A 26,583-nucleotide genomic window follows, 5' to 3' on the forward strand; every position below is an offset into this window, starting at 1 on the left:
ACACTGGCAACCCCTACAGCGATACCGGCTGTGCGCAAGGATCACGGGCGAGGCGATGCGATCCGCCCGGCGCTGCAGTGTCGGACCGGCGATGCCGTTCGCTTTGTCCATCCCGCAGCCGGCCCAGGCCTGTCCTCCATATTCCCTGGAGCAGCACAGCATCAGGGCGTTGACGCGCAAGCAGCCCCAGGAACCCGCGGCTACCCAATTGCGAAAGGTGGGCCTGCCGCCGGGAGAACAGGCATATGTCCGCGTGCATCCCGGGGGCGATCATTCCCCGACCTGTCATGCCAAGCGCGCGCGCCGCATCGACCGTCATCCCGTCGACCTGCTGGTTGGCATCGGCACCGCCGTCGTCCTGATCGAGCATTGCCAGCCACCGCGGCGCGCATTGCCCCACGTACGAAGGTCCGAGTCCGCATTCAAGCGCCACGTGTGCGCGCCTCGCGCGCGCTCCGCGAGGGTGACCCGGCAACCCATACGGACAGACGAGCAATGCGCCGGACTTTTCCACGAGATCCAGATCCCGTCTACCCAGGGCAGCAGAGACAAACAGACATGCAGTCGCATCAAGCAGGCCGAGAAACGACAGGAGCTCGATCTCGCTGCAGTAGAACCGCTCCCGGAAGTCCCTTGCCTTCTCATACGTGTCGCCCAGTGCGACGCCGAGATCCGCGCCGAGTCTCGCAGCAATGGTGGCGGCATCGACAAGCTCCTGGGCCGATACAACCTTCGAGGCGTCAATCAGCGGACGAAGCATGACGCCGGAAAGGCTGCCGCGGTGCGCTATTCTCAGCAACACCTCATTGTCCGGTGCGCCGCCCATCGCGGTATCGCGCCGCCCGCGGTCATTGAGCCGCACGTGCACGGTCATCGGCATGCCCCGCAATGCGGACATCACCAGCAGGCAATCGCTGACGTTTTCGCAGATCGTCCCGAGGCCGGTAACACCATACCCGGCAAGCGAGGCGCCAGGGAGACAGGCCATTCTGGGATCAACCCACGGATGAATCACGCCCGGCGTGCAGACGTACCCGGCGGCGCTGACACCATCCTGCAGCCTTGAGGTCCGTGCCGGTTTGATATCCCCGATGTATGCGCCCTCGATCTCGATGTCGGCCCTCGTGAACTGATGCGACTTCGAGTCGAAGTACTCTGCATCCCGTATCACCCACGCCACTGCATGTGGCGCTCCCTGCGTGTTGATCTGCATATGCGTGCCCCCGAAGATCGTCTTCAGGACCGGTCGCCCGGTCCAGCTCCCGGTCCGAACACAACCTTGTTCATCTGACACCCGAGTCCGTCGATCTCTGCCCGTATCACGTCGCCGTCCTGCAGGAAACGCCCGCGCTCGGCTCCGGTGCCAGCCGGGGTTCCGGTTGCAATCACGTCTCCGGGACGCAGCTCGACCCGGGACGATAGATATTCGATCAGGCGTGGCACATCAAGGATCATGTCGCCCGCGAGCTCGTCCTGCATTACTTCCCCATTGACCGACAGGCGCAGTCGCAGCGCGTCGATCTCGCCAATCACGCTCGCCGGTACGAGATATGGCCCGGCGGGCATTGAGGCCGGCATCCCCTTGCCCCTCAGCCAGTCGGCACCCGGAAAATCCTGACGGTATATGAGAGCGCGATCGGTAACGTCGTTCAGGATGAGACAGGCGGCCACAAAATTTGGCGCGTCCTCGCGTGCGACATGTCGTCCACGACGACCAATGACAATGCCGAGCTCCAGTTCCCAGTCCAGCTCCTCAGTGCCGCTTTCTGCATGGATCTCTCCGTCCGGCGGTGCGATGCACGAATTCGGCCGCTGGAAGAAATAAGGCTCACCCTGTCTGGACCGCTTCTCAACCATCCGCTGCGCAACCGGGCGTCGCTCGCCAACCGGCAGCCGATCGATCTCCGGATCACCGCCCCGCGTGACGATCAGCTCGACGAGCTGTTTCCTGTAATTGGCCGCCGAGCAGTAGATACTCGCCGCAGGCGAGACCGGAGCAAGGAAGTGCAACTGCCCGACGGCGAGCCATGCACCGCGCGGAACGTGGCTGAACGCCTGGCTGTGCAGAGCGGACAACTCCCCGATCAGTGCTTCCAGGCGCGGGTAAATGCTGTCGACAGTGGCCGTACCTTGCGACGGAAGTTCGAGAAGGCCGTCACCGGCCAGATCCCGCAGCGCAACGGCATGCTCCCCGACCACGACCCACCACTGGGCAGCCTCCTCGCGCATTTTCGCGTATGCGAGTGCAAACCCCCGTTCGAGTTTGAGAGCGTTCATTGGCGACTCCATGCAGCGGACGTGGGTAGCAGATCAGAACAGCGGATAGATCGTCTTGTCGTTCTTCCGCCGGCGACGCAGGATACGGTCAAGAAGCGTCTGCAGCACGGACCGCCTGGGGGGCGTATTGTCCTTTGCTGACCTGAGTTGCGCTACCTGGGACTTCTGGCCTGAGCTGTTCATATACCCTCCTGTGGAGTGAGCTTTACGTCGATGAATACGCACGGTGATGAAGTTGCAGAAGCGCTTCGTGAACCGTTTCCGCCACCGCTTCACATCCCGTATCGGTGAGGTGCGCCCGATCGACGAACAGCCAGCGATCGCGGTACGGATCGGCCGTCAAACGGGTATTCATGTCGATGAACGACACGCGGTGGCTGTTGCACAGCACCTCAACTGCACGCCTGAACTGCTTTCCTGTCGCCGCACCGCGGATCCCAGCCAGGGTGCCCGACTCGCCCGTATGGCGGTCCAGCGAATCAAAGATCACCCGCTCATGTTCATGAGGCTCACGCGCCATCCACGTGGCAAAGGGCTGCATCACGTAGGTGAGCGTGCAGTCAAGCCCGGCGGCAAGCGAGCTCCAGTGACCCAGGTCTCGCCCGATTTGCCGGACGGCCAGCGCAAGGCGCTCGCCTGGATCGGACTCTTCGCCGGGGCACGCATCGTCACGCTGAAGCGCAACCTCATGTCTGCGCGTCCGCTTCCAGAACGGGCGGCGGGGCAGATAGCGGGCATTCATATCGGCCATCGCCGTGGCGAAGTCGTGCGAGAAAAAGAAGTCACCCAGAGACGTTGCGAATTCACTCCGTGGATCCGCGAGTACGAGATTGTTCAGGCCGCTGAGAACGACGATATGGCGGATCGCCGGAAGCCGATCGCGCATCAGCAGAAAGAGGATGAGTTCCTGCGCCGACGTGAAGCCCCGTCCTCCCATGTTGATCCACGGTGCCTCGCCCACACCCGAGCGTGTCAGGATCGAGGGGATCGTCGAGAGGTCACCCGAGCAGCCCAGCCCCATCACGACGGAGCCGCCGATCAGCAGGTTTACCTCGGGCGCACCCGCGAGATTTGAAGGGGAGAAATTCGCCTCGCCTGCCGGGCCCATGCCAAGGCGAAATCCGAATTCATCCGTATTCACGACGTGGGAGACATAACGCGCCGGATGAAAGAACATGATATGCGGAGACCAGCGCAATGCCGCGCGCGCGAGCAGCCGGTCATACTCCCGCATCTGCGGTGTCAGCCCGTACCGTATGCGCTCCATGTCGTCCGCAGCGTCTGTCATGATGCTCCTCTGTCCTCGAGCGATATTTCCCGCTACGACATACTCGACATGTCCAGCCGGCGCAGCCGGTCGGGAAGCACACGATAACTGTCCATCGCCGGCTCCCACTTCCTCGCCAGCGGATCGGACCAGAGCCGACACACGATCGCCAGCGGAGACAGCAGCAGAAAAAACACGACGCCCGCGAGCAGGCGCCCGGATATCGAAATGGATGCATGCATATCACGGCCTCCGCGATCTGGTCAGTCCAATGCAAATTCTTCTTTCCATGCCGTATCCGTCTCGCGGACCGGCTGCTGGTCTTTCAGTAGCACACAGTTCCCCATCACGAGGCAGTCCATCTCCGTCCTCATGAAGCAGCGATAGGCGTCCGACGGAGACTCGACGATCGGCTCTCCCCGCACGTTGAAGGAGCTGTTGACCACCATCGGGCAACCGGTGCGTTCAAAAAACTTCGTGAGCAGGCCGTGAAACCTGGGATTCGTTTCGCGGTGCACCGTCTGGATCCTGGCGGAATAATCGACGTGCGTGATTGCCGGAATGGTGGAGCGCGCAACGTTGAGCTTCGCGATCCCGAAAAGATTCTCGTAACCATGGTCGACCGGCAGGCGCCGCTGATCTGCAACGGGCGCCACGATGAGCATGTAGGGGCTCGGCCGGTCCAGCCCGAACCAGTCGGATACATGTTCGGCAAGCACCGACGGCGCGAATGGCCGGAACGACTCCCTGAACTTGATTTTCAGGTTCATCGTCGTCTGCATGCTCCGGCTTCTCGGGTCTCCGATGATCGAGCGACTCCCCAGCGCCCGCGGCCCGAATTCCATGCGCCCCTGAAACCAGCCGATGACCTTGCCTTCAGCCAGCAGCTCGGCCACGTATTCCAGCAGATCGCTTTCATCAAGCCGGTAATACGGCGCATCGACTGACTGCAGGTAGCGCATGATCTCTTCATCGGTATAGGCCGGTCCCAGATAGCTGCCCTGCATGGCGTCCGCCGTCCCGGACACAGCTCTCGTCACACCCGGCGTCTCGTAATGCGCTACGAGCGCGGCGCCGAGCGCGCCGCCAGCGTCGCCTGCCGCCGGCTGGACCCAGATGTCCTCAAACGGTCCTTCGCGCAGCAGCCGGCCGTTTGCCACACAGTTGAGTGCGACTCCGCCGGCCAGACACAGATAGCGCTCCCCGGTCTCCCGGTGCAGGGTCCGGCCAAGGCGAAGTACGACCTCCTCGGTCACAAGCTGGATCGACGCCGCGAGGTCCATTTCACGCTGGGTCAGCGGACTCTCCGGCTCACGGCGCGGTCCACCGAACAGTCGGGCAAAGCGGTCATTCGTCATCGTCAGGCCCGTGGCGAAGTTGAAATACGCCATGTCGAGCCGGAATGTGCCGTCGTCCTTGAGATCGATGAGCTTCGAAAGGATCACATCGCGGTAACGCGGCACACCATAAGGCGCAAGCCCCATGAGCTTGTACTCGCCGGAATCCACCTTGAAGCCGCAGTAATAGGTGAATGCCGAGTACAACAGGCCGAGGGAATGCGGAAAATTGACCTGCCAGAGTGGCGTGAGCGATGTCCCGTCACCCAGCCACGCGGATGTCGTCGCCCACTCTCCCACCCCATCCAGACAGAGGACGAGCGCACGGCTGAACGGTCCCGGATAGAACGCCGATGCCGCATGCGAAAGATGGTGCTCCGAAAACAGCACCTGCGGCAGTTCCGCTTCGGGCAACCCGGACACCGCGGCGAGCCCCCTTGCCAGCGACGAGCGCACATGCAGCTTGTCCTTCATCCAGACCGGTAGTGCCTGAGAGAACGACGGGAAGCCGCGTGGTGCAAACGCGAGGTACGTCTGCATGAGCCTGCTGAATTTCGCCAGCGGTTTGTCGTAGAAGACCACCGACTGCACCTCGCCAAGACCGATTCCACCCTCACGAAGACAATATTCGACCGCGTGTGTCGGGAAGCGGCTGTCCTGCTTCTTCCTCGTAAATCTCTCCTCCTGGGCTGCCGCGACGATACGCCCGTCGACGACAAGGGCCGCGGCACTATCGTGATAGTAGGCAGAGATACCCAGGATCGCTTTTCCCGTCATGGCAGTCACCATATGGTCGGTGAAATATCTTCGTGGCCTGCACTCGCTCTGGCTACGGCTGTCGCGTGAGTAATGCGGCTGCCCGGTGTCTAGCAAGACGTACCCAGCCGCGAACCCCTTCCGGGGGCTTCAACGCGCGATAACCTGTCCATATGCGATGCCACTCGCGGTCAATCACTCGCCCCTCACTGTGCGACGCGACACCGTCGAGGTGCAGGGTGATCGCCTGCAGAGCCATTGCCGTGTGGCCAGTCGACACATTGTCGATCGTGTTGTGAAGGTCGACAAACGCCGAGCTGTACCCGTACTTTCTGAGCAGATCGCGCCCCTGCCGGTAGCTTCCTCCGACGCCCGACAATTCCATCGCCAGATTCAGGCCCAGCAACTCAGGAAAGAAGCGCCGCGGGAATCTCGATATCGACAGCCAGAACACGGGCACATCGAACGCCTCGTCGTCGAAGCCGCGCCAGAACGCGAATTCACGTGTGCCGAATCCGGGCAGTTCGACGCCCATCTGACGCATGAGCTCACGGTACACATTCGGGTGATTTTCCGTGACCGATCCATTGCCGAGTTCGTCTGCATAGATGTGATACAGCAATGAACCGATCGCACTCCCGCAGGACACCACAGACGAAAACCGTTGCAGCCAGCCTCCGTCGATGAACACCATCGGACAGAGCTGAACCGACTGGTGGATGACCTCCTCGCGTGACTGCGTAATGGCGCCCGCGTCAGCCTGATACGAATCGACCTGCTCCCGATGCTTCGCATCCAGCCAAGTCTTTAGCGCCTTCGCACTGTACGATTCGAAAGGCAGCCCGCGGTCATCACTGCCCAACCCGAGGCCCGTCCGGATGAGCCATTCGGACGCAAACTGCCCCCCCGCCTCGAGTGCCTGCGGGTAGGCCTCGACATTGAGCAGGCGGTGATAGAGTTCCCGCACGTTGTATCGACGCCCATCGGCCCGGTCGACCGGGGAAGCGGTTGTGTAGCGCGCACTGCTGCTGTGCGCCGGCGTGATCCCGGCAGCGGGTGTAGGCACGCTGCGCGGCATGTCACCAGCCGCTTCGCGTCGCACCTGGGCCGCAGACGCATCTGCGTTCGACAGGCTGTCGATCCAGACCGCTATCGTGTCGAGCTCCGCCGGGGTAAATATCCTGAACATCGGACCGCCGAACTGCACCAGCTTCGTCAGTAGCGGGCTTCTTCCCGACTCACCTGGCCTCACATAGGGAGACCTGGCCAGTTCATCGAGCAACGCTGCAGCATCGGTATGCTGCGGGTCCAGATAGTCGTCAATGGTGTGTCCTCGAAGACGGGGATGACGATGGTAGCCAAACGCGTGCGACGCCTTGCGTCTGACAAGTGCCAACATCTGTGCACGCGGCGAGAGCCCACCCCGATCAACCAAGCCCGCCACCGTGTCCAGCCAGTGTCCCGTCAACAACTCTGCGAGCGCGAGACCGGTCCCGATGCGTTCGATGGCAGACCGGTTCATTTCGTCCAGTCCGCTCACTGCGGTACCCGTTTCGAGGTATGCCTGGATCGCCACCGTTGCGGCCTCAACCAGTTGCATCCTCATCGCTTCCGAACTGTGAAACTGCCAGTAGGCAATGGCAGCGCCCTGTCCCCGGACAAAACCTTCGGCGGCACGGATAAGCGGGCATAGCCCATACACTGCGCGAAACAGGTTATAGCCGAGTATTTCTGGCAAAAACGTTTCGGGAAATTCCGACAATGCAAGTGTAATGGCGGGTTCGCGCCAGACCGCAGTCGCTATCTGGTCGTCGTTCGCAAATGCCCATGTCGTTACGGGCGGAAGTGCGATGCCCAGTCCGTACAGCGACTCCAGATATCGATGCCCGTTATTGGCCGAGCAGCTACCATAGCCGGCATAAAGCGAATGAGCACGCAGCAAGGCTGCACTCGACGCAGTATGGGATCGCAACGGCCCAAAGGCATACTGGATCCAGCTCCCTTCGGTCACGGCAATGGGGGCATACTGGCGAAGCAGCAACCGCCAGCCTCGATCATCAAGTTTGTCCACCCATCCACTGACGCCGGCCGCGCGTTGATTGCACACAGCGCTGCTCACCTCAAGCATGTCCTCAAGGGAACCCGGCTTCAGGCTGCGCTTTGCATCACCTCCTGTCCACGACAACCCGACCGTTGCGATTTCCCGGCTGACCGCTTCCCTCGCCTTTGCACGCACCATAGGCGATTCCGCGTCTGCCAGCAGAGCATGGAACACCTGCGTCCAATCGCTCTCTGTAAGCGCTGGCGCGCGAAGGTCGCGCTCTCTCACACGCGCATTCATGACAATACCCCTTTCTCATTCGGGACCAGCAATGATTGCCTCGGAACGGTCCATGGCGTGGTCATTGACCCGCATGCCTGTCTCATCCCAACTCTCATTCAAAACGAATGTCGCGGTTTTCATGCTCAGTGATGCCGCATAAAACGCACTGAAAGCAGGCAAGATCTTTATAGCAGGACGGGTAGAGTCACGACCAATACAGATTTCGTCGGGATCGATACTTTTTCTGTGACTGCTTTAACAGCCCGTTGGCATGCGGGCATCTGTTAATGCAGTCACGATTGATCGCAGCAGGCCGGGCGGGAACCCTGTTGTTCCGCCGCTACCACTTCCGCCGAAGGCAGATTGTCCAGCGCTGTGTGATTGAAGAAGAATCGCAGGAGGGTAGCTTGCGGGGGTGGCAACTGCTCCTCGCGGCAAATCACAAATCCGTCGATGTGAGCCTCGTCCCCCGAGACAGCCATGTACCGCACGCCCGCGCGCAACGGCATGGCAGCCGATGCCGGCAGCAGGGCGATGCCAAGGCCCGCCGATACCAGTGTCATCATCGACGACAGTTGCGGTGCAGCCGGGCCAGGCTTCAACATCAATCCGTGACGTTCGAACAGACGGTGAACCTGGGCATTCAAACCGGAAGCCTGGCCCGCCGACGACAGCACGATGTGACGGTCCGCCAGCGACTCAAGCCGCAGCGTGTCGTGCATCGACAGCGGATCATCCAGCGCGATGGCGGCGACGACCTGCTCCCGCAGGTGCCGCTCGATGCGCACGCCTCCCAGGTCAGCCGGTGGGGCGAGACGCGATATGCCGATATCGACCTGCCCGCCCCTAACCCGCTCATTCAGGATGCCTGATGGCATCTCCACCAGAGTCCATTCGATATCGGGAAACTGTAACGCGGCAGATCTCAGTGCAGCGCCGAATCCGGCATTCAGGGATACGGAGGCAGAATACCCAATCGTGACCGGTCCTGCGGCGCCCCGCGAGAGCTTCCTCGCGTAGTCTTCAGCCCTCACACAGTCCTCTACGATTGCTCGCGCGAACGGCAGAAATCTCTTGCCGGCCGTCGTCAACTGGACGGTCCTGCTCGTTCTCTGGAACAACGGGAATTCCAGTTCGGCCTCCAGCAGCCCGATCTGGCGAGTCAGAGGCGGCTGTGCGACATGCAGTCTCTGCGCCGCACGCCCGAAATGCAACTCGTCTGCCAGAGCTACGAAATAGCGCAATCGTCTCAGATCCAGCATAGCGTTCTGCCCACGCGATCATCACCTGCTCATGCGGTGCGCCGCGGCGTGCATGAGCAGGCACGCTCGCCCCTCGCCGGTCCCGGGCCTTTCCGGCCCGGACATCTGACGCAACAGACGCGCTCACCGCGGGGAACATCTCACACCGTGCATCTACAGCACCCCCAGCAGCCTCCACCATGTCCAGTCCAGTGGCAGCAGGGCAACCACCGTGATTGCGCCAAGCGAGACGCACAACCTGGTCCCGTCCCGCAGGGAAACCCCGCCCATATGCATCGCAATCATCATGGGCGGAGACTGGTACGGCAGAAAGACCGTGGAGAACACCGGTACCTGGAGCATCAGCACGGTGTACAGCGGCAGACCGCTCGCATGCGCGAACTGTCCCGCCACCGGTGTCAGGACCGCAGGCAGCCCCGGCAGCGTCGTCAGTAGTCCGATGAATCCTCCGATCAGCTCAAGCCAGATCGTGTTCGCGAGTGCATGGCCCGGCGTCATATGCAGCCACTGCAGTAACAGACCGGCGGCCCAGCCCCCGAGGCCCGATTCCGAGATCAGCGCGCCCAGTCCCAGAAACCCGGCGACGTACACGAGCGGGGTAAGGTGGACCTGGTCAGTGAAGTCCTTCACTGGGACGATGCCCGTCTGTGGGAGCAGGCAGGCCACGCCGGCCGCGAGACTCACCCACGCCGGCGAAATGCCGTGCCAGAAGTCCGTCGCATAGCACAGCAGCGACAGGCCAAGGATGACCGCGAGCGCCCACTCGCGTCGGGACAGACGCTCGCCGTTCTGCTGCGGCCGGCAGCTGCGCTCGATACGGTCGGGAAACAGCCGGCAGATCAGCCAGACGAGGATGACGGTCTTCAGCGCGCCGAGCACGGGAAAATGCAGCAGGAAGTACGGACCATAATGCAGGTGGACGCCATAGAGTGACTGCGCCGCGCCGAGCAGCACCGAGTTCGGGATGTTCGCTGGCAGGATCGTCGTCGGTGGCATATAGCTTCCGGCCGCGACCGCCATCACCAGGCCCGTGCGCCCGCGACGTCCGGCCTCAAAACCCAGACGGTCGGCCAGGGTCAGCGCGAGCGGGGTGAGCAGCAGGACCCGCCCCGTCGTCGATGGCATTACGAATGCCAGTGCGACGGCGCCGAGCGCGAGCGCCGCAACATAGTGACCGTACGTCTCGATACGCGCGGCCAGCAGGAAATTGCTGAAACGGCCCGCGAGCCCCGTCACGCGTACCGCCACGCCCGTGATCGCGCCGCCGAACACCAGCCACCAGGCGGGGGACGAAAACCCCGCGAAGACGGTCTGTGCGGGCGCAACACTGAACAGCATCGCCAGGAGAAAAAACAGCAGTGTCGTCACAGGCTCCTTCAGCAGGCCCAGCGCCCATGAACAGACCGTGAAGAACACAAGGATCGCCGCCTGGGACATGGCCACCGGATAACCGCGGATGAGCGGCACATACCGCGTCAGGACAAGTGCCGCGACCACCCACAGGATCAGCAGGCCGGAGCCGATCAGCTCACCGTAACGCGCATGCAGTGACCGGCGCGCCGGACTGTGCGAAGGTCCTTCCGCGTCGACCCTGACAGCCTTCAGATCACCCATTCCCGTTCCTCCCTCGCCGTCTGAAGTCTCGCTCCTGAACTGCTTTCATCATAGGCAGTCGTACAATGGCGATGATTCGACTGACAGACATCTTCTTACGAAAATATGCCAAGCCGTGATGCCTGGGACCCGCAGCCCAAACTGGTGCCGACACGCAGGGAGCCGGTCATGGCGCACCTGCGCCTGCCACCGTCGGACGGCATCATCGAATGGCACCGGCATACATGGGGACAGATCGCCTGCCCTCGCGTGGGGAGCATCCGGGTGAGCGCACCCGGCATGATGTGGATCGTGCCGCTCTGGCGTGCGGTGTGGATTCCGCCCGGCATTGATCATCAGGTGGTGATGCTCGGACACGTCGAGTTTCATGCCCTCTACATCGAACCGGGGGCGTCCCCGCTACCCTCTGATGCGTGCTCGGTCATCGAGGTCTCAGACCTGATGCGCGTGCTGACCGGGTCACTTGCCGCCAGCACGCAGGCTTCGCCCCGCCACCGGCAACTCGCCATGCAGTTGCTGCTCGAGGAAATTCGCGGTGCACCGACGCTGCCCCTGGGCCTGCCGTTGCCCACGGAACGGCGGCTGCGCACGCTGTGCGCGGCGATGATGGAAGAGCCGGGCTCGCAGCGCACGCTCCAGGAGTGGGCCCGCGTGGTCGGCGCAAGCGACAGGACGTTGGCCCGGCTTTTCCAGAGCGAACTGAATACGAGCTTCGCAATCTGGCGTCGTCAGTTGAGACTCTCACGTGCCATCGACCTCATCGGCCGGGGCGTTCCGCTGCATGTGGTCGCCGCCGAACTCGGCTATGCGAATGCGCCGGCCTTCTCCACCATGTTCCGGCATGCCCTTGGCTTTCCACCCTCGCAGCTCACAGGCACGGCAGCCACGCGGCGGCGCTGAACCGTCCCCGAAGCTCCTTTGTGCTATCTCACCACCCGTCGTGTCGCGCGGCCGCTTCAAGCACAGTCGCTGGCGTCCGGGCTAGCCGTGCATGGGGCGCACTGGACATCGCGACGATGCTGGACATCAGCGTGCGTCTGCACGGGACTGATCATCCATATAAGTGGCACGTGAACGATAGGGAGGAGGGATTCGCCGTTCTCGACGGGACGGTCGACATGCATCAACGCGAGGCGGAACAGGCGCATAGGGTGCAGACTGCACGCCAGTGACGTTTTCCGTGCCGGGGTGGGATGCGAACATGTCGTGCGTCCCCCGGGCGAAGCGCAGTTCTCGACATCGAACACGAAGGCAGCATCTGACCTTCATATCCCGTATGCCGTACCGCAATCCTGCGACCGGCCTGGCACCCGTCGCTGTACAAGATCAGTTCACGATCCGGCAGACACCCCAGGGTGTCGTGAGGATCTCCCCCGCCTGCAGCCGGACGTTTCCAACCGCACGGGCGCGGAACGTCACCATGCGGCCATCCTCTTCCGTATAAGGCCCGATCTCCACGACCTCAAGCGCCAGGCCGTCCACCTGGATGCGTGAGCCGGTGAACGCACTCGTTCGCTCCCGTTGCGCGAGCGCGCCCGCAAGTGTCAGGCGACGGGGTTTGTCCGCCACATCGACATCGTCCGTTGATTCAGTCTCAGGCTGCACAGGCATGACTATGTCGTTGCTTGACCGGGGCCGCCATTGTAGCAAGCGCCTGGATCGCAGCCGTGCGGATGTCGTGCTGCACACGGGGGCCGACCAGACTCGTTCTCCTGAACGATGTGACGTGCCCGGCATTTCGGGCCTTGCGTCTGGCGACATACGCGGCACCGGCTTCTGGTTGCGCGTGGCGGACCGTATCGCCCACAACGACCCGACTGACGGGCGATCGTATTGCACATGACGGCCAGCCGGACGTCTCCCTTCACTCACGTTTCGGGCCGGGCTTTCGTGCATTCGCACCGGGCCGCCTGCGGCGTCCCGGCCCTGCCGGGCTTCAATCCCTGACGCAACACCTCAACCCCTGAAAAGCCTGATCAGGTGGTGGCCGCACAGGCGGCCACCACGATCCCGCTCGCCGCGAGGCGGCTCATCCCGGTCAAACCCGGAGCTTCGCAGCCGCCTGCCCCCTGAGTTCCCGCCCGACACCCGCGACCGTAGCCGATGGCCGCCCGGCGTCAAGGGGCGAGGGACCGTGTTGCCCGCACCCCTCCCTCGCCTTTTTCCTTGACACCGGGCGGCCATCGGCTCCTTGAGTCGCACGGGCGCGAACTCAGGGGACTGGCGGCACCACTGCCAAACCCCGGGTTCCACCGGGACGAGCCCAACCCCTACGAGGCGGGCGGAATCTTGGGGCCCGGTCAGCGCAACACCCCTCAACCTTTTTGCTGTGGAGAGTGTCATGCAACTCGCTTCTTCCTTCCGTTACGGTTCCCCGATGCTCCGTTCCGACTCGCCGCTGTCGGACGACCAGATCCGCCGTGTTGCTCCCTCGATTTTCGCGGATGGCAAGCACGAAAGCCGCTCCGACCGCTACACCTACATTCCCACCATCGACGTGCTGCGCGGTCTGCGCAACGAAGGCTTCCAGCCGTTCATGGTGTGCCAGACCCGCGTGCGCGCCCAGGACAAGCGCGAATTCACCAAGCATCTGATCCGCATGCGTCCTGCGAGCGAAATTACCGGCGAGGATGTCAACGAAGTCATCCTCCTCAATTCGCACGATGGGTCCAGCGGATTCCAGTTACTCGGTGGCGTCTATCGCTTCGTCTGCCAGAACGGGATGGTTGCGGGCGAAACCATCGGCGAGGTCCGCGTCCCGCACAGGGGCAACATCGTGCAGAACGTCATCAACGGCGCGTTCGATGTGCTCGACGGCTTCGACCTGATCCGCGAACAGAAGGACGGCATGAAAGCCGTCACGCTCGACCGCGACGAACAGTACGCGTTCGCGCGCTCCGCCCTCGCGCTGCGCTACGACCCGTCCGACACCGAAGCACCCGCCCCCGTCACCGAAAGCCAGTTGCTCGCCCCGCGTCGCTTCGAGGACCGCCGGGACGACCTCTGGACCGTATTCCAGAGAACGCAGGAAAACCTCACCAAGGGCGGCCTGCATGGACGCTCGCGCAGCGGACGCTCCATGTCCACGCGCCCCATCACCGGCATCGACCAGAACGTGAAGCTCAATCGCGCGCTGTGGATGCTCGCTGACGCCATGCGGCAGATGAAGTCGTAGCGACCACCGGGCGGCGTACCGCGCCACCCACCATTCATTGATCAGGACTCCTTTCCGGGTCAAGTCCTGATCACTTCTGCAACACCGACCCGGAATCATCTTTCCAACTTTCTGGAGTCAGTCATGCAAGCCCAAGTCGAAACCCCTGTCGTTGACCCCGCCGAACCGGCCACGCCGCTTGAAACCAGTTTCGGCAATGAACAACCCGTCATCGCCGTGCCGTATTCGAGCCTGCACCCTTCGCCGCTGAACGCCCGCACCCGACCGCTCTCAGGCATTGAGGGACTCGCCGCGAATTATGAGAAGCATGCCGTAATGCGAACCTGGCCTCAGGAAGTATGTTTGGTGGGTATCAAAGGGCACATTGCTTCGCATTACGGCAAGATCACAGGGCGTCGAGCCAGGCAAGCAAGTTTGGGTTACGCCGCCATCGCGGTGGGCTACCAGGTCGAGTCGAGCGATCTACCTGCTCAAGGGCGAGCCGCTTGGTCTCGATGTTGGCTCGAGCATAGTGGTTCGTCGTGTCGAGACTGACGTGCCCAAACCAGTTCCTGATCACCGTAACGTCGACTCCGGCGGCTATCATTTGGACACCAGCGGTATGGCGGAACGTATGCGGATGTACGCGTTTCTTTCGCAGCGACGGCGAATCGTACGCGGCGGCTCGCACGTACTGTGCGAGCTTAAATCGCGCACCAGCCGCGCTGAGTGGTCCGCCATATCGATTGACAAACAGCGGTTCGTTATAGGGTCTAGGCTGCCGTTCGAGAAGGGCTTTGAGCAATGCCGCTGTTTCCGGCCAGAGCGGACATATTCGCGCCTTGCGCCCTTTGCCGTATAGCTTGACCTGAGCCGGCGCCGTCAACCGGATGTTGCTGGGACAGACATCCAGCGCCTCCTGGATACGTGCTCCAGTGTTGTATAACAAGGCCAGGAGAGCATGATCGCGTTGCCCTTCGGGCGTCGAGCGGTCCGGCCGGCGCAGAATCGCAGCTACTTCATCGCCGTCGAGGTAATCGGGTTCAGGTTTGGGACCCTTCTTGGTTGGGATGGACAATACCGCGGCGCATTGCATGGCCGACAACGGCTCACGATCCGCAACGAATCGGAAGAATGACCGAATCGCCGCTAGCCGGCAATTGCGCGTGCCGATCGAGGTACGCCGCTCCGACTCGCTGTGTTTCAAGAACGCTAGAACTTCGTCGGCCGTCAGTTCATCCAGCTTGAGCGCGCTCACTGGACGGTGGTGTCGTCTGGCCACGAATTGCAAATAGAGTTTCCAGGCATCGCGATAAGACAAGACCGTGTGCCGCGAACAGTTGCGTTGCTCCGCAAGCCACTCATGGAAGAAGGCATGCAGCCAGTACGCGAGAGACTCCCTGTTCATGATGCATCCCCCTGCGCACGCAGCACGTCGACGCTGTGTTGCCGATACCGTTCGCTCGCCTGCCGAAGCAACTCCGGGGTGCTATGTAAGTAAGCGAGTGTCGAGCCGATGTCCTTGTGGCCAAGGTAGGTAGCGAGATACGGCAGATGGGCTTGTGGATTCACGCCATCCCGATACCATTGCGTCATCCGATGCGCGACGAATGTATGTCTGATATCGTGAAGCCTCGGCCCCTGGCGTCCATGTTCAGTCTTTAACCCGGCACGACGCATCACGCAGCGCAGAAGCTCCTTTATGGTCTTTCGACTGTATCCGCATCGTAATAGCGACGCCCACCACATCGGGGCGTCCTCCTCGACCGGTGCGCCCGAAGCGGCGCGGTCAGCTACATAGGCGCGCAATACGTTAAGCGCACTGGGTGCCAGTGGCAAACGGCGCGATTTGAAGAATTTCGTCTCTCGAACTTCGAGTAGTCCGGACTTCAGATCCAGGTCCCGCAACCTCAGGGCGGCGATCTCACCCACACGCAAGCCCGCGCAATACGCCAAAGTGATCATCGCATGCAAAGCAATTGGTCGCAGAGGAGATCTCGGGGACGGGAACGCTCGGGCGGCATCGAGCAACGCTCGGATCTCAGCTTCGGTGAACACATAGGGACGCCGTTCTTGCTCGACTGTTCGGCTATATAGTCCCGCCGCGACTGGCATGATCGAGACTGCCGGGTCCTTCCGACGTAGTGCCCTTGATAGTATGAGCCCGCACTGCTGTACTCGGAACTGATGGCGTATGCGGTTGCTTTCTTTACTCCAGGCATCAAGTAGCTGGGGAAGTTTGGCAGTTGCCAGATCAGGATGCTGTTGCAGAAACCGGTCGAAGTATCGTAGATCGCCCATACGGGCCTCGTATCGGTAGCCCAGTGACTGCATCCGTGCAACGTGCTCGCACATCATCGGACCAAGCACGCTGCCCCATTCGGACAATGGTTTCAGTCGCTGCAAAGCACTTTCGTAGTCGCTTTCCAGTAAGGCACAGACGATCGGCCCCAAGTGCCCACCATACTGTGCGCGCAGTTCCAGCAAGGGATGGGAACATCCCCCTTCCGCCGTGCGCCACTTGAGGTAACGGGCAATCACGCGAATTCGGCAGATCACATTTCTCAATGACAGCCGCTGGGTTTCCTGCTTCAACCACTCGCGTAACGGTACTGTCCCAGCCTGATCGGTGACGGACATCCTTCCATACAGTGATTCTTCGAACTCCAGCAAGATGCTACGGTAATGTCTGCATGATTCGGGTCCGATCGACTGCGTGTCAAGGAACCGGCTGACGTTCTCTCTGGTATTCATGACGCCGCTCCCTGTGGAAGATCCAACGAGATCGCCATCAAATCATCGGTCGCCAGTTTGAGGTAGACGGCCGTCGACCGTTCGCTGCGATGTCCGAGGACATCGCCGATCACCTTAATTGATACACCACCGCTGAGAAGTGACGCGGCACGGCTGTGTCTCAGCACATGTGGTCCGCGTTTGCCCGGTAGCGAAACTCCGGCGGCCCTGAACCGACGACTTATCATGCTATGAAGGGCAGCACTCCCCGATAGCGGCTGGTATGGTGCGCGTCCCCTCAAAAAGATGAGGCGCTGCGTTGTTACGGGGCGCCCATGGCAAAGGTAGTCCAATAGCGCATCAGCCGGAAGGCGCATCAGGGGCAATTCTGAACAGCTCCCAGTTTTCGTGTGCTGGATACGAAGCCTCTCACGATGCCAATCGACGTCCGACAGACACATACCCAGGACTTCCCCTGCGCGCAGGCCGTAGGTCGTTAGCAGCGTCAGCAGGGCATAGTCGCGACGACCCAGCGGTGAGCAATCACGTCGAACAATGTCGAGGACCCAGTCGATATCTTCCGGGCGGATCGTTGATGGAATGTCCTCCATCGCATATGCAGACGTCGCTTCGATCGCCACCGAGAGATCGATGGACATCCGGCCACTACTATGCAGATATCGCAATACGCCGCGCAGCGTGCCTACCATCGTCCCCTTGGTCCGGCGCCGCATGGAGGCGACTCTCGATGCGATGTATGCATCGAGATCAGCAACGTTTACAGTGGTGAGGTTCTTGCCATGATCGTCCAGCCATCGTAAGAGCGAACGTGCTTCGAATCTATTGTGCTGGCGCGTGCCTGCGGACAGCCCGCGAACCTCCGTCATCCACGCGTCGTATTCGGCCACCACTTGGTGTATGGCGACATCCTCAGCGCTATCGCGCATCGTCTGCGTCGGCCAATCTCCATTGTGAACCAGGCGTAACAACATGTGGATCGCCATCCGGTTTTCGTTTCGCGAAAACGTTGAGAGCGCATGCTGGTCGCGTGTACGAAGGCGGTCAAGATACTGTCCAACGTCAGTTGGAGATATGGCTTCGAGAGCCTGTCCATGCTGAGCCACGTCGCGAAGAAAGCGGCGCACAGCATGCGGGTACTTTCTCACGACCGATTTTCCGTACCGCTCATCCTGGAGATACTGCTTCAGCCGATCAAGCCAGAAACTGTAATCTGATTGCGACACGATGATCTCCTTGGGTTAGAGACCAGAGAATCATGGCAGCGCTGAGCAGATAATGTTAAGTGTCGGTACACGCCAGCGTGCTGAATCAGGCACTTGACGTCGCTCCTTTGCATTACGGTTTCCTTCTCATAATCGGCGTAATGGCGAGCTTGCCATTAGGACAACATCCGCGCGAAGGGCCTGTTACAGAATCTCGTCGTTCACGAAATGAAGGGCGGGCGCGGCAAGCAGCGAAAATACGGCGTCTGCGCGGGCCAGCGCCGCGAAGCCGCGCTCGACCTCCTGTATGCGCAGAAACACATCGCCGCCGACTACCCGGTGCCGGTGCGCATCGTCAGCGATGGCGAAGCCCTCGCCATTTCGCTGATCGAGAACAGCGAACGCGAAGGACTCGATCCGTTCGACGTGCTGCGCGCCTACCGGATGCTGGCCGAGGAAGGGCGCAGCGTCGATTACATCGCTGCGCTTTTCTCCGCGTCGCCGCTTACCGTGAAGCGCCGCATGAAGCTCGCCAACGTGTCACCAAGGCTGCTCGGCCTGCTGCGCGAGGATGCGATCACGCTCGACCAGCTTGCCGCCCTCGCCCTCGCGGATGACCATGAAACGCAGGAACACATCTGGTTCGATGCGAACGAATGGCAGCGCCAGCCGAACTATCTGCGTCAGGCGATCACGCGCGCCGAAATCGATGCGAGCCGCAGCCGCCTCGTGCGCTTCGTGGGCCTCGCCGCCTATGAAGCAGCGGGCGGGTACGTGAGGCGTGACCTCTTCAGCGATGATGAGAACGCCGGTTACATCGCAGACGCCGAACTGCTGCAGAAGCTCGCCGCGCAGAAGCTCGATGCCGCTGCGGAAGAAGTCCGCGCCGAAGGCTGGGGCTGGATCGAGACACGTGTCGAGCGCGACTTCCTCGAACTGAACCGCTACGGCAGGCTGCGCCCGGTGCAGCGCCCATACACCGGCAACGAGCAGCAGCAGATGGATGCCCTCACCGCACAGCAGGACGAACTGGCTGAAAAACTCGAAGCCCTTTCGGAGGACGACGAGAGCGCCTACGAGGAAGCCGACCGCCTCAACGAGGAAATCGAACGCGTCAATGCGGCGCTTGTCGCCCTCGAAAGCGTCGCACTGGTATGGGACGAAACGCAGATGGCCGGGGCGGGCGCATTCGTCATCGTCGGACCGCAGGGTGAACTGGTCATCGAGCGCGGCCTCGTGCGGCGCGAGGACGCCAGCGTCCTCGAAGCGGCGGGCGCAGACGTGACCGGCACGCCGGAGGCACAGGCGCACGATCCGGTATCCGCACAGGCACCGAAGGTCCGACCCATTCACAGCGCGAAGCTCTGCCAGCGCCTCACCGCGCACCGCACTGCTGCCATCCATGCAGAACTGGTCGCGCAGCCCACCGTGGCGCTCGCTGCCCTGCTGCACTACCTGGTGCCGAAGGCACTGCCCGAGCACTTCGGGCGCGCGTCCACGCCCGACTTCCTCGCGCTCACCGGCACCAATAACCAGGACAGCCTGTTGCGGGCCGCAGACGACCTGGGCACCAGCCCCGCGTGGAGCGCCGTCGAGGCGCAACGCACGCGATGGATTGCAGAATTGCCCGCGAAGCGCATCGACCTGCTGCCCTGGCTTGTCCAGCAGGACCCTGGCACGACCCTGCTCGATCTGCTCGCCTTCTGCACCGGCACCCTGCTCGACGGGATCACGGGCGAAGAACGACCCCATGCGATCAACGCGCTCGCGGGAGCGTTGAACCTCGACATGACGCGGTACTGGACGCCGACCCGCGCCACGTATTTCGACCACGTCAGCAAGGCGCGCATCGCCGAGGTCGTCGCCACAGCCGTGTCACCGAAGGCCGCAGCGGACCTCGAAAAGATGAAGAAGGCCGACGCGGCAGCCGCCGCCGAACTGCGCCTCGCGAAAGTCGCCTGGGTGCCGGAAGTCTTCACCGACCGGGAAATTCCCGCCGCCCCCGCGTGGGGTGTCCGGGATGACGAGGGGGACGAGGATGACGGGGACAACGAGGGTGACGCGGACGACGACGGCGCAGAAGGCACCGCCGCACAGGACGGCGACGATGCCGATACGGAACCCGATACCGGCACTGGAGTGGAGCACATCAACGACACGCTCCCCGATATGGCCGCCGTGAATGCCCCAACCAGCCCGCACTCGCCGTGGCCCTTCCCGACCGCTGACGGCGTGAGCATCGGGCAGTCCGGCTCGCGCGTCGCCTGACGTCAATTACCTGCGAACCCTGCCCCGTTGCCCCGGCAATGGGGCAGGACAGGCGGTACGGCCCTGGGTCATCTCCCCGGATCATGTCCCCGAGTCACGGCCTGCTACCTGCGCACCTGACCTCAACAGGAGCAATATCATGTTCAACCGCATCCGCATGACCGTGGTCGCGACCAATGCTCAAGGCTCGCCCGATCTTTATCTGACCTTCGTTCACGCCACTGACCTGCAATACGGACACGGTCGGCATTACGACATGGCAATCGCACGCGCAGAGGACGAAGGCTATCGCGCTCCGATGATTGCGTTTGACCACAATGACGCGGCCGCAGGGGCGCTTCGCCATGCCCTCGCTTTCATGCAGGGTGAAACCGACGAAGTCTGAGCCGCGCGGGCTGACGGCGAGCCGTCTGCCTTTCGCAGCCCGCCGCGCGCCTGCCGCCCACAGGCGCGGCCTTCGGCTTCCCAACGGCCTGACGGCTCGCCGCACGGACAAAAACGCTTGATGTTCCCGCGCAACCGCGCGTGAATGATGTCGTCGCAACCGTCTTTCAAACGCAACCGGGAGATCATCGTGAGCATGCCCGACCTGCCAGCCGCCGCAAGACGGCAGATCGCTGAAATCGCCAGGACCACGCTCGGCATCGAAACCCTCGAAACCCGCTACGCAGACCGGCTCGACTTCCATGACACCGCCGTCTGGTCCATCAAGGCCGCACTCGAAGCGGTCTGGCTGGCCGGGGCCGCCGCCGGGAAAGAGGCGGCACGGCAAGACGGTGCAGCATGAACCCAACCGCAGCCTGCCGGTTCGGGTCGGGGCATCTGTCGCGCGACAGGCAGGCGATGGACTCGCGCCAACGGGTGTCCCGTACGGCCTGCACTGTCCGGGCTTCGTGAATCATTACCGCCTGGTGGCGCGCGGCACCGGCGAGGTGTCGCCCGCCCGCGCAGGCGGCGACCCGTCTGCCTGAGCCCAATGAATGCCAGCCCACCAGCCACCCACGCCGCCCGCGCCCGTCGCCAGCAGTACGACGACCAGACCGCCCGCCACCAGACCGTAGCACGCCCTGACGAAGCGTCGCATGGCGACCCGCTCGAATGACGCGAGTGCCGCGTCGAGCCGTTGCCGCTGCTCACGAGCCGAAACTGTCGCTGCGCCCACGATCCGGTTTCCGGCAACGCGCGCGATCCGGTTCGCCGCGCGCTGCGTGAGCACGGCGAGCGCCTCGTCGTTCATGACTGCCAGCGCCGCCTGATAGCGCGCCTCGTGCTCGGCGGTCATCCTCTCCGCCAGCGTGATTGTTTCCTTGCAGCGTGCCAGCGCCTCGCGGTGCTGCACCATCAATGCCTGCGTTGCCGCGTACGCTTCGGCTCGCGCGGCATCGACGCCGCCTGCACCCGCCTGACGGATGCGCTCCGGCATCGCCTCGTAGAGACGCACGTAGTATTCGAGCACCGCCAGCACCGACCACAGGGCATCGTTGTCCCGCAGGTTCAGCGCCGCCGACACGCGGCGCATGCGCAGCAGGCTTGCGTCATCCGGCGGTGTGCCGCTCACTTCGAGGAAAAGCCGGGCGAGCGGATCCGCCGGGCGCGCACGACGCGAACGCCGCTCACGCATCGCCTGTCACCTGCGCGAACATCGCGTCGTAGCATGCCCGCCAGCGCAGCAATTCAGCGCGCTGTCCGATGGGCAGGGTTTCGACCGCCTTGCGTACCGACAGCCGCTGGCTGCGCAGATCATCGGCCACGCGGTCCGCGAGTTCGGGAAAATCCAGCGACCGGCCTTTCGCCTCGATGCTTTTGCGCAGCTTCGAATCCTGATACAGCACGAACCGTTCAGGCGTACCGTAGTAACCATTGCGCACGACATGCACCGTCGCGTCCGGGAACGTGTCGCTGAACTGTCGCAGCAGTTCGAGACTGTCGCGCTGCCGGTTGATGACCCAGAACACGACGAGCCGCCGTCCCAGTTCATCAAGCGTGCTGCCCAGTGTCGCGCCGTAGCGCGTGACGCCATCCTGGTTGCGCGCCGCCGTGCTGACCACCACGACCGCATCGCGATGCCCGTCGCAGTAGTTCACCATGTCGATCCAGCCGCCCGCCGTGTCCAGATCGAACGATGCGCACGCAATCTCGTCGTGTACTGCGCGCATCACGTCCGGGTTCGACGTGTCGTTTTCCACGAGGACGGTATTCACGCCCCGGCGTTGCAGGTGATCCACCAGCGCGAGTGCGACCACGCTCTTGCCGACGCCGCCCTTGCCACCGCCGACGAGATAGATGGGATTGACTGCCGTGTCGACTGTCCTGTCCATTGCGACTCCCTACAGGTCCTCGGTGTCGGGCCGGATTGCAAATCCGAGCGTGCCCTGCACCGGCATGAGTTGTCCGGTTACGGTCTTTCCCCCATCCTTGCGGACCTGTTTCTGGCGCGGCGAACTGTCTGGCGCACGCGTTTCCGCTCTGTCCGGCTGTGCCGCTACTCTCGCGCCTGACGCCGCGCGCGCACCGCTCGCGCCGCCGCCCTTCCCGGCTGCGCGCAACCCGTAGCGGATCGCACCCGCCGTGATGTCGATCCCGTGCGACTTCGCCTGTTCCGCGATCTGCTCCAGCGTATAGCCTTTTGCCTGCGCCGCGCGTACACGCGCGCGCATGTCTTTCATCGCATCGCGCACCGTGACGCCGCGTTCCGCATCCGGCCTCTCGGGCAGCGCATCAAGCGCACGGGCAAACGCTTCCCATTGCGACTTCGCATAGACCCTCGCGACAGGCATTGTCACCCTCCCGTGCACACCTTCCTGCGCGCCGTTAACGCACGGACCTGTCACCATCCTGCGCACAGCAAACGCAACCGTCAACCACCTGTTTTCGCACGGCAAACGCGTACGGGAACGCATGGGATGCGATGGGAAGCGATGAGCACAACGCACTTTTTAACGCCTGTCGTACACACGCGACATATCCGCCGTTGACGCGCGGTTACGCATTGATATTCACTCGCGCCACGCACCGGGTTCGCACGTTGCCGCCTCACGTTACGCACGGACCTTGATCATCGCTACGCAGCGGATGATCATCGACAGCGCAAGAGCAGCGAATGTGGCAACGCCACGCATTGGACATCGATAACACCCGAGCTGTGCACGGCGTGCGACGCAGCAACGCCAGACCTGCACCCGGTATCGCGCCACTTCTGCACACGTCACACGTGCGTTTAGCAAGACGACATACGCACAATCGTGGGCATGCCATGCGCACGGAATGGACCGATAAACGCGAAAGTACTGCGCACGGGAAGCGCATCCGTTTGCGCACCGGCATACGCATTTCGTTTGCGCCTGAAGGGAGACCTCTGCGCAGCGGTTTCGCATGGCCTTCGCACACGGTTCGCACGCGATACTTCGGGGCCTGAACAGAGGTTTACGCCGTGACGGAAACCTCTGCGCAAAACGTTTACGCCGCGCGACAAAAAACGCACGGAAAACACGGTATTGCAGGATAGGCTACCGCCGGTTTTGGGCGCCATGCGCGCAATAACGCACAATGCTATGCCGGGCCCGGCCCGGAAACAGGCAACCGACGAATGCGACGCGAAGCGCCGTTACCTCTTCGGCGCTTGCATCGCAGCCCGCCATGACAGGGGTATGCGGTGTGCGCATTTTTCCGGCGAGTGAGGACGCCGCGTTCGGCCGCGGCGGGTTTCGAGGCGGTGCGTAGAGCGTGTCGCGGTAGATTCAGCTTGAGGTCGAGTTGTGGGACAGGTGATCTACCACTTGCTGGCGTTGACCGCATCCCTGAACGCCTTGCCCGCCGTGAATTTTACCGTCTTCGCAGCAGCAATCTGGATCCGTGCCGCCCCTTTTTGCACTATCTGTCGCACATCCCGTACGTAGCTCCGCATGTCCCGCTCTCGCCATCCGTCCTCCCGTCAATCGCGGAAGCCGCGCCATTCGCGTGCCACGCTGCTCCCGTTGCCTGCCAGCGCAACCAGCATGTGCTCGCTGAAGTTTCACGCGTGTCTCACCATCGTGCGTGTCGGGTTTGGCAACGCCGAACACCTGGTCGAACTGGCAAGCGTCATGTATATCGCGTACCTCCTGCAACACAAAGGGTATGGTACGCAGCCCGTCGAACGCTTCCACGAAGCCGAAGACGCGATGGAGTGTGTAAACAGGCGAGGCCTGGAAACCGGTACGTGGCGCCTCGATGACGCCGCCTATCCTCGCTTCGCGGAACTCCTGACCTTGCACGACCGGCAACTGGCCGATGCCCCCGCACACGTCATCATCACAGCAGAGGATGAACTGATGCGCTTCATTGGTAGCACTACACCCTCACCGCTGCCGCCCCCACCCGGTTGAATCACAGATCGCGAAAGCATAAGCGCGACTTGACACGCTGACCTCGGCAACGTCGTGCGGCAGTTATCGTGTTACGCCGGACATCCCCGGACCCATCCACGAATCCCGTGTTTCCTGCACATCGGCGTAATGCGGGCTGGCACGTATAGGACAGCCGTTTGGTGCCGCTGAACCGGGCGGCCTGGCAGGAGCGGCAATTTAAGTCTGCTTTAAGACATGATGGCCTTCAGATAAACGCTGTGTTGGCGTTCGTTCGATAATCGGACGACCTTCACTGAACGGCGGAGACAGTCATGGATGAGGTCAAGTTTTACGTTGGGCTCGATGTGCATAAAGACTCCATCGCAATCGCATTCGCCCGGGCGCACTTGCGGGACGATCCTCAATTTGTCGGGACGACCCGCTACAGCGTGATTTCCCTGACGAAGGCACTCTCGAAGCTGGGCAAGCCAGCCGAGCTCAGTGTCTGTCACGAAGCGGGCCCCTGCGGGTATGGGCTCGTGCGGGCGCTGCGCGAACAGGGCTATCGCTGTGAAGTGGTTGCGCCATCGCGCGTCGCCCGGCGGCCTGCCGACAGAATCAAGACGGACCGTCGCGACGCATTACTGCTGGCAAGACTCCATCGGGCCGGCGAGCTGGTGCCAGTTGCAATTCCCGAGCCGGCGGACGAGGCCATCCGCGACCTGGTGCGCGCTCGGGAGGATGCTGTGAATGACCAGCGCAGAATGCGACAGAGGCTCAAATCCTTTCTGCTTCGTCATGGTCATGCCTACACCGGCACGCGGTGGGGACCGAAGCATGAACTCTTCCTCTCGAAGATAAAATTCGAAGAGCCCGCCCAGCATATCGTCTTCACCGAGTACCGGATGGCGGTGCGGTTCGCCACCGAACTCGTCGAGCGCCTCACGCAGTCGCTGCGCGCCCATGCCGAAACCTGGCGATGGTTGCCAGTGGTCAAAGGCCTGATGACCCTGCGCAGCATTGACATCATCTCCGCGTTGACCATTGTCGCGGAACTTGGCGACTTACGGCGTTTCCCGCATCCACGCGAATTCATGGGCTACCTGGGACTTGTGCCGTCGGAACACTCCAGCGGGAATTCAAAGCAACGAGGCCGTCTGACCAGGACGGGCAACAGGCACGTGCGCAGGATACTTGTCGAGGCGGCGTGGAACTATCGGTTGCCGGCGAGAATCGGTGAGTCACTACAGCCCCGACTGGAAGGACAACCTCGACATATCATCGACATCGCCTGGAAAGCGCAGGTTCGGCTCTGCCACAGATTTCGCCGGCTTCGCTCACGAGGTCTTCACCAGAACAAGACGTGTGCGGCAATCGCGCGCGAACTATGTGGCTTCATCTGGGACATCGGGACACGACTGCAGCCAGCCTGAGCACGCCGTTAAATCTTGCCCGGAGATTTTAGACAGGAGCCGCTATCGCAAAACCTTTAACTTCCACCTGATCGGTAACGCGGCATCGGGCGCGATGAGGGGAATCCTCGAGATTTTTTTGTGAGCACGCGACTGCGTGATCTCCGTGGTTAAGAGCGAGGTAGCCCCGTGACGGAAAGATGAAATGCGGTAACCAGCCCGCGGATATGAGCTTGATCCATCGTCGATAAACAGCCCGTCTGCCGCGTTACCAATCAGGTCGGATACGTTGACATTCGAGATCGCGGTGGCGAGGGCGGTGCTCGCCCTACTTGCAAAAACAGGCCATATGAGAAATACAGCGCAACGTTCTCTGGCCTGACGAAGGCATTTCATACATTGCTGTCTTGATGCACTCGCCTGCACCGGGCCGGAAGTACGGTGCATTTTCCGGAACAACCTGAACGGATAGCTGGAACGGATGGCCCAAGACGACCTTTCCGGGTCGGGTTTTTTCATGGGTCGCACAATCGGGAATCGAAGGGAACGCTCGTGTTTCCCGGCAAACGCAATGTGCATCCGGGCGATACGACAAACGGCGACGCGCGCAGCACCCCGTTGTCGTCGGACTG

At 62.2% G+C, this 26,583-nt stretch carries 22 protein-coding genes and 2 pseudogenes; 8 read left to right on the forward strand and 16 right to left on the reverse strand.

Going from position 1 to position 26,583, the window contains the following annotated elements; all coding sequences use genetic code 11:
* Positions 1-13 precede the first annotated feature (13 nt).
* The 8 genes from NE850_RS22695 to NE850_RS22730 form a co-directional block, all read right to left on the reverse strand.
* The gene (locus NE850_RS22695; protein ID WP_012431335.1) at positions 14-1,213 is read right to left on the reverse strand and encodes a hypothetical protein; all 1,200 of its coding nucleotides are present in this window, start codon (positions 1,211-1,213) and stop codon (positions 14-16) included.
* Between the two features lie 23 nt (positions 1,214-1,236).
* Positions 1,237-2,277: a fumarylacetoacetate hydrolase family protein gene (locus NE850_RS22700; protein WP_012431334.1), complete on the reverse strand. Its 1,041-nt coding sequence runs from the start codon at positions 2,275-2,277 to the stop codon at positions 1,237-1,239.
* A 205-nt stretch (positions 2,278-2,482) separates the two neighbouring features.
* Entirely contained in the window at positions 2,483-3,454 is a 972-nt protein-coding gene (locus NE850_RS22705; RefSeq protein ID WP_310699425.1) for a hypothetical protein, read from the reverse strand.
* A 143-nt stretch (positions 3,455-3,597) separates the two neighbouring features.
* Complete coding sequence (locus tag NE850_RS22710) at positions 3,598-3,786, reverse strand: hypothetical protein (protein WP_012431331.1); 189 nt, start codon at positions 3,784-3,786, stop codon at positions 3,598-3,600.
* A gap of 21 nt (positions 3,787-3,807) precedes the next feature.
* Complete coding sequence (locus NE850_RS22715; protein WP_039364586.1) at positions 3,808-5,658, reverse strand: carbamoyltransferase; 1,851 nt, start codon at positions 5,656-5,658, stop codon at positions 3,808-3,810.
* A 52-nt stretch (positions 5,659-5,710) separates the two neighbouring features.
* On the reverse strand, positions 5,711-7,978 hold the full coding sequence (locus NE850_RS22720) for an iron-containing redox enzyme family protein (RefSeq protein WP_012431329.1): 2,268 nt from the start codon (positions 7,976-7,978) through the stop codon (positions 5,711-5,713).
* 275 nt (positions 7,979-8,253) lie between these two features.
* On the reverse strand, positions 8,254-9,222 hold the full coding sequence (locus tag NE850_RS22725; RefSeq protein WP_012431328.1) for a LysR substrate-binding domain-containing protein: 969 nt from the start codon (positions 9,220-9,222) through the stop codon (positions 8,254-8,256).
* Positions 9,223-9,375: 153 nt separating this feature from the next.
* Positions 9,376-10,836: an SLC13 family permease gene (locus tag NE850_RS22730; RefSeq protein WP_012431327.1), complete on the reverse strand. Its 1,461-nt coding sequence runs from the start codon at positions 10,834-10,836 to the stop codon at positions 9,376-9,378.
* Between the two features lie 168 nt (positions 10,837-11,004).
* Between NE850_RS22730 and NE850_RS22735 the strand changes: the two genes are divergently transcribed.
* Both NE850_RS22735 and NE850_RS22740 read left to right on the forward strand, forming a co-directional pair.
* Positions 11,005-11,736: a helix-turn-helix domain-containing protein gene (locus tag NE850_RS22735; RefSeq protein WP_223274389.1), complete on the forward strand. Its 732-nt coding sequence runs from the start codon at positions 11,005-11,007 to the stop codon at positions 11,734-11,736.
* Positions 11,737-11,756: 20 nt separating this feature from the next.
* Positions 11,757-12,098: pseudogene (locus NE850_RS22740) on the forward strand (cupin).
* Positions 12,099-12,162: 64 nt separating this feature from the next.
* On the opposite strand, the gene NE850_RS22745 reads toward NE850_RS22740, so the two are convergent.
* A complete protein-coding gene (locus NE850_RS22745; protein ID WP_012431324.1) occupies positions 12,163-12,447 on the reverse strand; it encodes a hypothetical protein in 285 nt (94 codons plus the stop codon).
* Between the two features lie 730 nt (positions 12,448-13,177).
* Here NE850_RS22745 and NE850_RS22750 point away from each other — a divergent pair.
* Positions 13,178-14,011, forward strand: coding sequence for a DUF932 domain-containing protein (locus NE850_RS22750; RefSeq protein WP_011493638.1), 834 nt, complete (start codon positions 13,178-13,180; stop codon positions 14,009-14,011).
* Positions 14,012-14,396: 385 nt separating this feature from the next.
* Here NE850_RS22750 and NE850_RS22755 read toward each other — a convergent pair whose 3' ends face one another.
* The 3 genes from NE850_RS22755 to NE850_RS22765 are packed head-to-tail and all read right to left on the reverse strand — an operon-like array spanning position 14,397 to position 17,967.
* Positions 14,397-15,398 (reverse strand): tyrosine-type recombinase/integrase, encoded by a 1,002-nt coding sequence (locus NE850_RS22755; RefSeq protein ID WP_012431321.1) that lies wholly within the window; start codon positions 15,396-15,398, stop codon positions 14,397-14,399.
* Positions 15,395-16,744: a tyrosine-type recombinase/integrase gene (locus NE850_RS22760; protein WP_012431320.1), complete on the reverse strand. Its 1,350-nt coding sequence runs from the start codon at positions 16,742-16,744 to the stop codon at positions 15,395-15,397. The genes NE850_RS22755 and NE850_RS22760 overlap by 4 nt, the downstream gene beginning before the upstream one ends.
* Entirely contained in the window at positions 16,741-17,967 is a 1,227-nt protein-coding gene (locus tag NE850_RS22765; protein WP_012431319.1) for a tyrosine-type recombinase/integrase, read from the reverse strand. Before NE850_RS22765 ends, NE850_RS22760 begins: the two co-directional genes overlap by 4 nt.
* A 207-nt stretch (positions 17,968-18,174) precedes the next feature.
* On the opposite strand from NE850_RS22765, the gene NE850_RS22770 reads away from it, so the two are divergent.
* From NE850_RS22770 to NE850_RS22780, 3 genes are all read left to right on the forward strand, one after another.
* Positions 18,175-20,214, forward strand: coding sequence for a ParB/Srx family N-terminal domain-containing protein (locus NE850_RS22770; protein WP_238535611.1), 2,040 nt, complete (start codon positions 18,175-18,177; stop codon positions 20,212-20,214).
* A gap of 139 nt (positions 20,215-20,353) precedes the next feature.
* Positions 20,354-20,599, forward strand: coding sequence for a hypothetical protein (locus NE850_RS22775; RefSeq protein WP_012431318.1), 246 nt, complete (start codon positions 20,354-20,356; stop codon positions 20,597-20,599).
* Positions 20,600-20,794: 195 nt separating this feature from the next.
* Positions 20,795-21,001, forward strand: coding sequence for a DUF6900 domain-containing protein (locus NE850_RS22780; RefSeq protein WP_039364591.1), 207 nt, complete (start codon positions 20,795-20,797; stop codon positions 20,999-21,001).
* A gap of 114 nt (positions 21,002-21,115) precedes the next feature.
* Here NE850_RS22780 and NE850_RS22785 read toward each other — a convergent pair whose 3' ends face one another.
* From NE850_RS22785 to NE850_RS22800, 4 genes and pseudogenes are all read right to left on the reverse strand, one after another.
* Positions 21,116-21,835, reverse strand: a complete 720-nt coding sequence (locus NE850_RS22785) for a hypothetical protein (protein ID WP_012431316.1) — start codon at positions 21,833-21,835, stop codon at positions 21,116-21,118.
* On the reverse strand, positions 21,828-22,532 hold the full coding sequence (locus NE850_RS22790) for a P-loop NTPase (protein ID WP_012431315.1): 705 nt from the start codon (positions 22,530-22,532) through the stop codon (positions 21,828-21,830). The genes NE850_RS22785 and NE850_RS22790 overlap by 8 nt, the downstream gene beginning before the upstream one ends.
* A 9-nt stretch (positions 22,533-22,541) precedes the next feature.
* A complete protein-coding gene (locus NE850_RS22795) occupies positions 22,542-22,991 on the reverse strand; it encodes a hypothetical protein (protein ID WP_012431314.1) in 450 nt (149 codons plus the stop codon).
* A 992-nt stretch (positions 22,992-23,983) separates the two neighbouring features.
* Positions 23,984-24,070: pseudogene (locus NE850_RS22800) on the reverse strand (DNA-binding protein); the annotation flags it as partial.
* A 139-nt stretch (positions 24,071-24,209) separates the two neighbouring features.
* Here NE850_RS22800 and NE850_RS22805 point away from each other — a divergent pair.
* Positions 24,210-24,578, forward strand: coding sequence for a hypothetical protein (locus tag NE850_RS22805; protein WP_021162791.1), 369 nt, complete (start codon positions 24,210-24,212; stop codon positions 24,576-24,578).
* Between the two features lie 293 nt (positions 24,579-24,871).
* Complete coding sequence (locus NE850_RS22810; RefSeq protein ID WP_012431312.1) at positions 24,872-25,972, forward strand: IS110 family transposase; 1,101 nt, start codon at positions 24,872-24,874, stop codon at positions 25,970-25,972.
* Positions 25,973-26,583 lie beyond the last annotated feature (611 nt).

Origin of the sequence: Paraburkholderia sp. USG1, from assembly GCF_031570135.1 — a bacterium.
Classification (GTDB): Bacteria; Pseudomonadota; Gammaproteobacteria; order Burkholderiales; family Burkholderiaceae; genus Paraburkholderia; species Paraburkholderia dioscoreae.

Coding starts and splice junctions, on each gene's coding strand:
- NE850_RS22770 (WP_238535611.1), top strand. CDS start 18,175: ATGAAGGGCGGGCGCGGCAAGCAGCGAAAATACGGCGTCTGCGCGGGC.
- NE850_RS22785 (WP_012431316.1), bottom strand. CDS start 21,835: ATGCGTGAGCGGCGTTCGCGTCGTGCGCGCCCGGCGGATCCGCTCGCC.
- NE850_RS22710 (WP_012431331.1), bottom strand. CDS start 3,786: ATGCATGCATCCATTTCGATATCCGGGCGCCTGCTCGCGGGCGTCGTG.
- NE850_RS22755 (WP_012431321.1), bottom strand. CDS start 15,398: ATGAACAGGGAGTCTCTCGCGTACTGGCTGCATGCCTTCTTCCATGAG.
- NE850_RS22700 (WP_012431334.1), bottom strand. CDS start 2,277: ATGAACGCTCTCAAACTCGAACGGGGGTTTGCACTCGCATACGCGAAA.
- NE850_RS22715 (WP_039364586.1), bottom strand. CDS start 5,658: ATGACGGGAAAAGCGATCCTGGGTATCTCTGCCTACTATCACGATAGT.
- NE850_RS22790 (WP_012431315.1), bottom strand. CDS start 22,532: ATGGACAGGACAGTCGACACGGCAGTCAATCCCATCTATCTCGTCGGC.
- NE850_RS22745 (WP_012431324.1), bottom strand. CDS start 12,447: ATGCCTGTGCAGCCTGAGACTGAATCAACGGACGATGTCGATGTGGCG.
- NE850_RS22705 (WP_310699425.1), bottom strand. CDS start 3,454: ATGTTCTTTCATCCGGCGCGTTATGTCTCCCACGTCGTGAATACGGAT.
- NE850_RS22795 (WP_012431314.1), bottom strand. CDS start 22,991: ATGCCTGTCGCGAGGGTCTATGCGAAGTCGCAATGGGAAGCGTTTGCC.
- NE850_RS22725 (WP_012431328.1), bottom strand. CDS start 9,222: ATGCTGGATCTGAGACGATTGCGCTATTTCGTAGCTCTGGCAGACGAG.
- NE850_RS22695 (WP_012431335.1), bottom strand. CDS start 1,213: ATGCAGATCAACACGCAGGGAGCGCCACATGCAGTGGCGTGGGTGATA.
- NE850_RS22805 (WP_021162791.1), top strand. CDS start 24,210: ATGTGCTCGCTGAAGTTTCACGCGTGTCTCACCATCGTGCGTGTCGGG.
- NE850_RS22780 (WP_039364591.1), top strand. CDS start 20,795: ATGCCCGACCTGCCAGCCGCCGCAAGACGGCAGATCGCTGAAATCGCC.
- NE850_RS22775 (WP_012431318.1), top strand. CDS start 20,354: ATGTTCAACCGCATCCGCATGACCGTGGTCGCGACCAATGCTCAAGGC.
- NE850_RS22735 (WP_223274389.1), top strand. CDS start 11,005: ATGGCGCACCTGCGCCTGCCACCGTCGGACGGCATCATCGAATGGCAC.
- NE850_RS22730 (WP_012431327.1), bottom strand. CDS start 10,836: ATGGGTGATCTGAAGGCTGTCAGGGTCGACGCGGAAGGACCTTCGCAC.
- NE850_RS22810 (WP_012431312.1), top strand. CDS start 24,872: ATGGATGAGGTCAAGTTTTACGTTGGGCTCGATGTGCATAAAGACTCC.
- NE850_RS22760 (WP_012431320.1), bottom strand. CDS start 16,744: ATGAATACCAGAGAGAACGTCAGCCGGTTCCTTGACACGCAGTCGATC.
- NE850_RS22720 (WP_012431329.1), bottom strand. CDS start 7,978: ATGAATGCGCGTGTGAGAGAGCGCGACCTTCGCGCGCCAGCGCTTACA.
- NE850_RS22750 (WP_011493638.1), top strand. CDS start 13,178: ATGCAACTCGCTTCTTCCTTCCGTTACGGTTCCCCGATGCTCCGTTCC.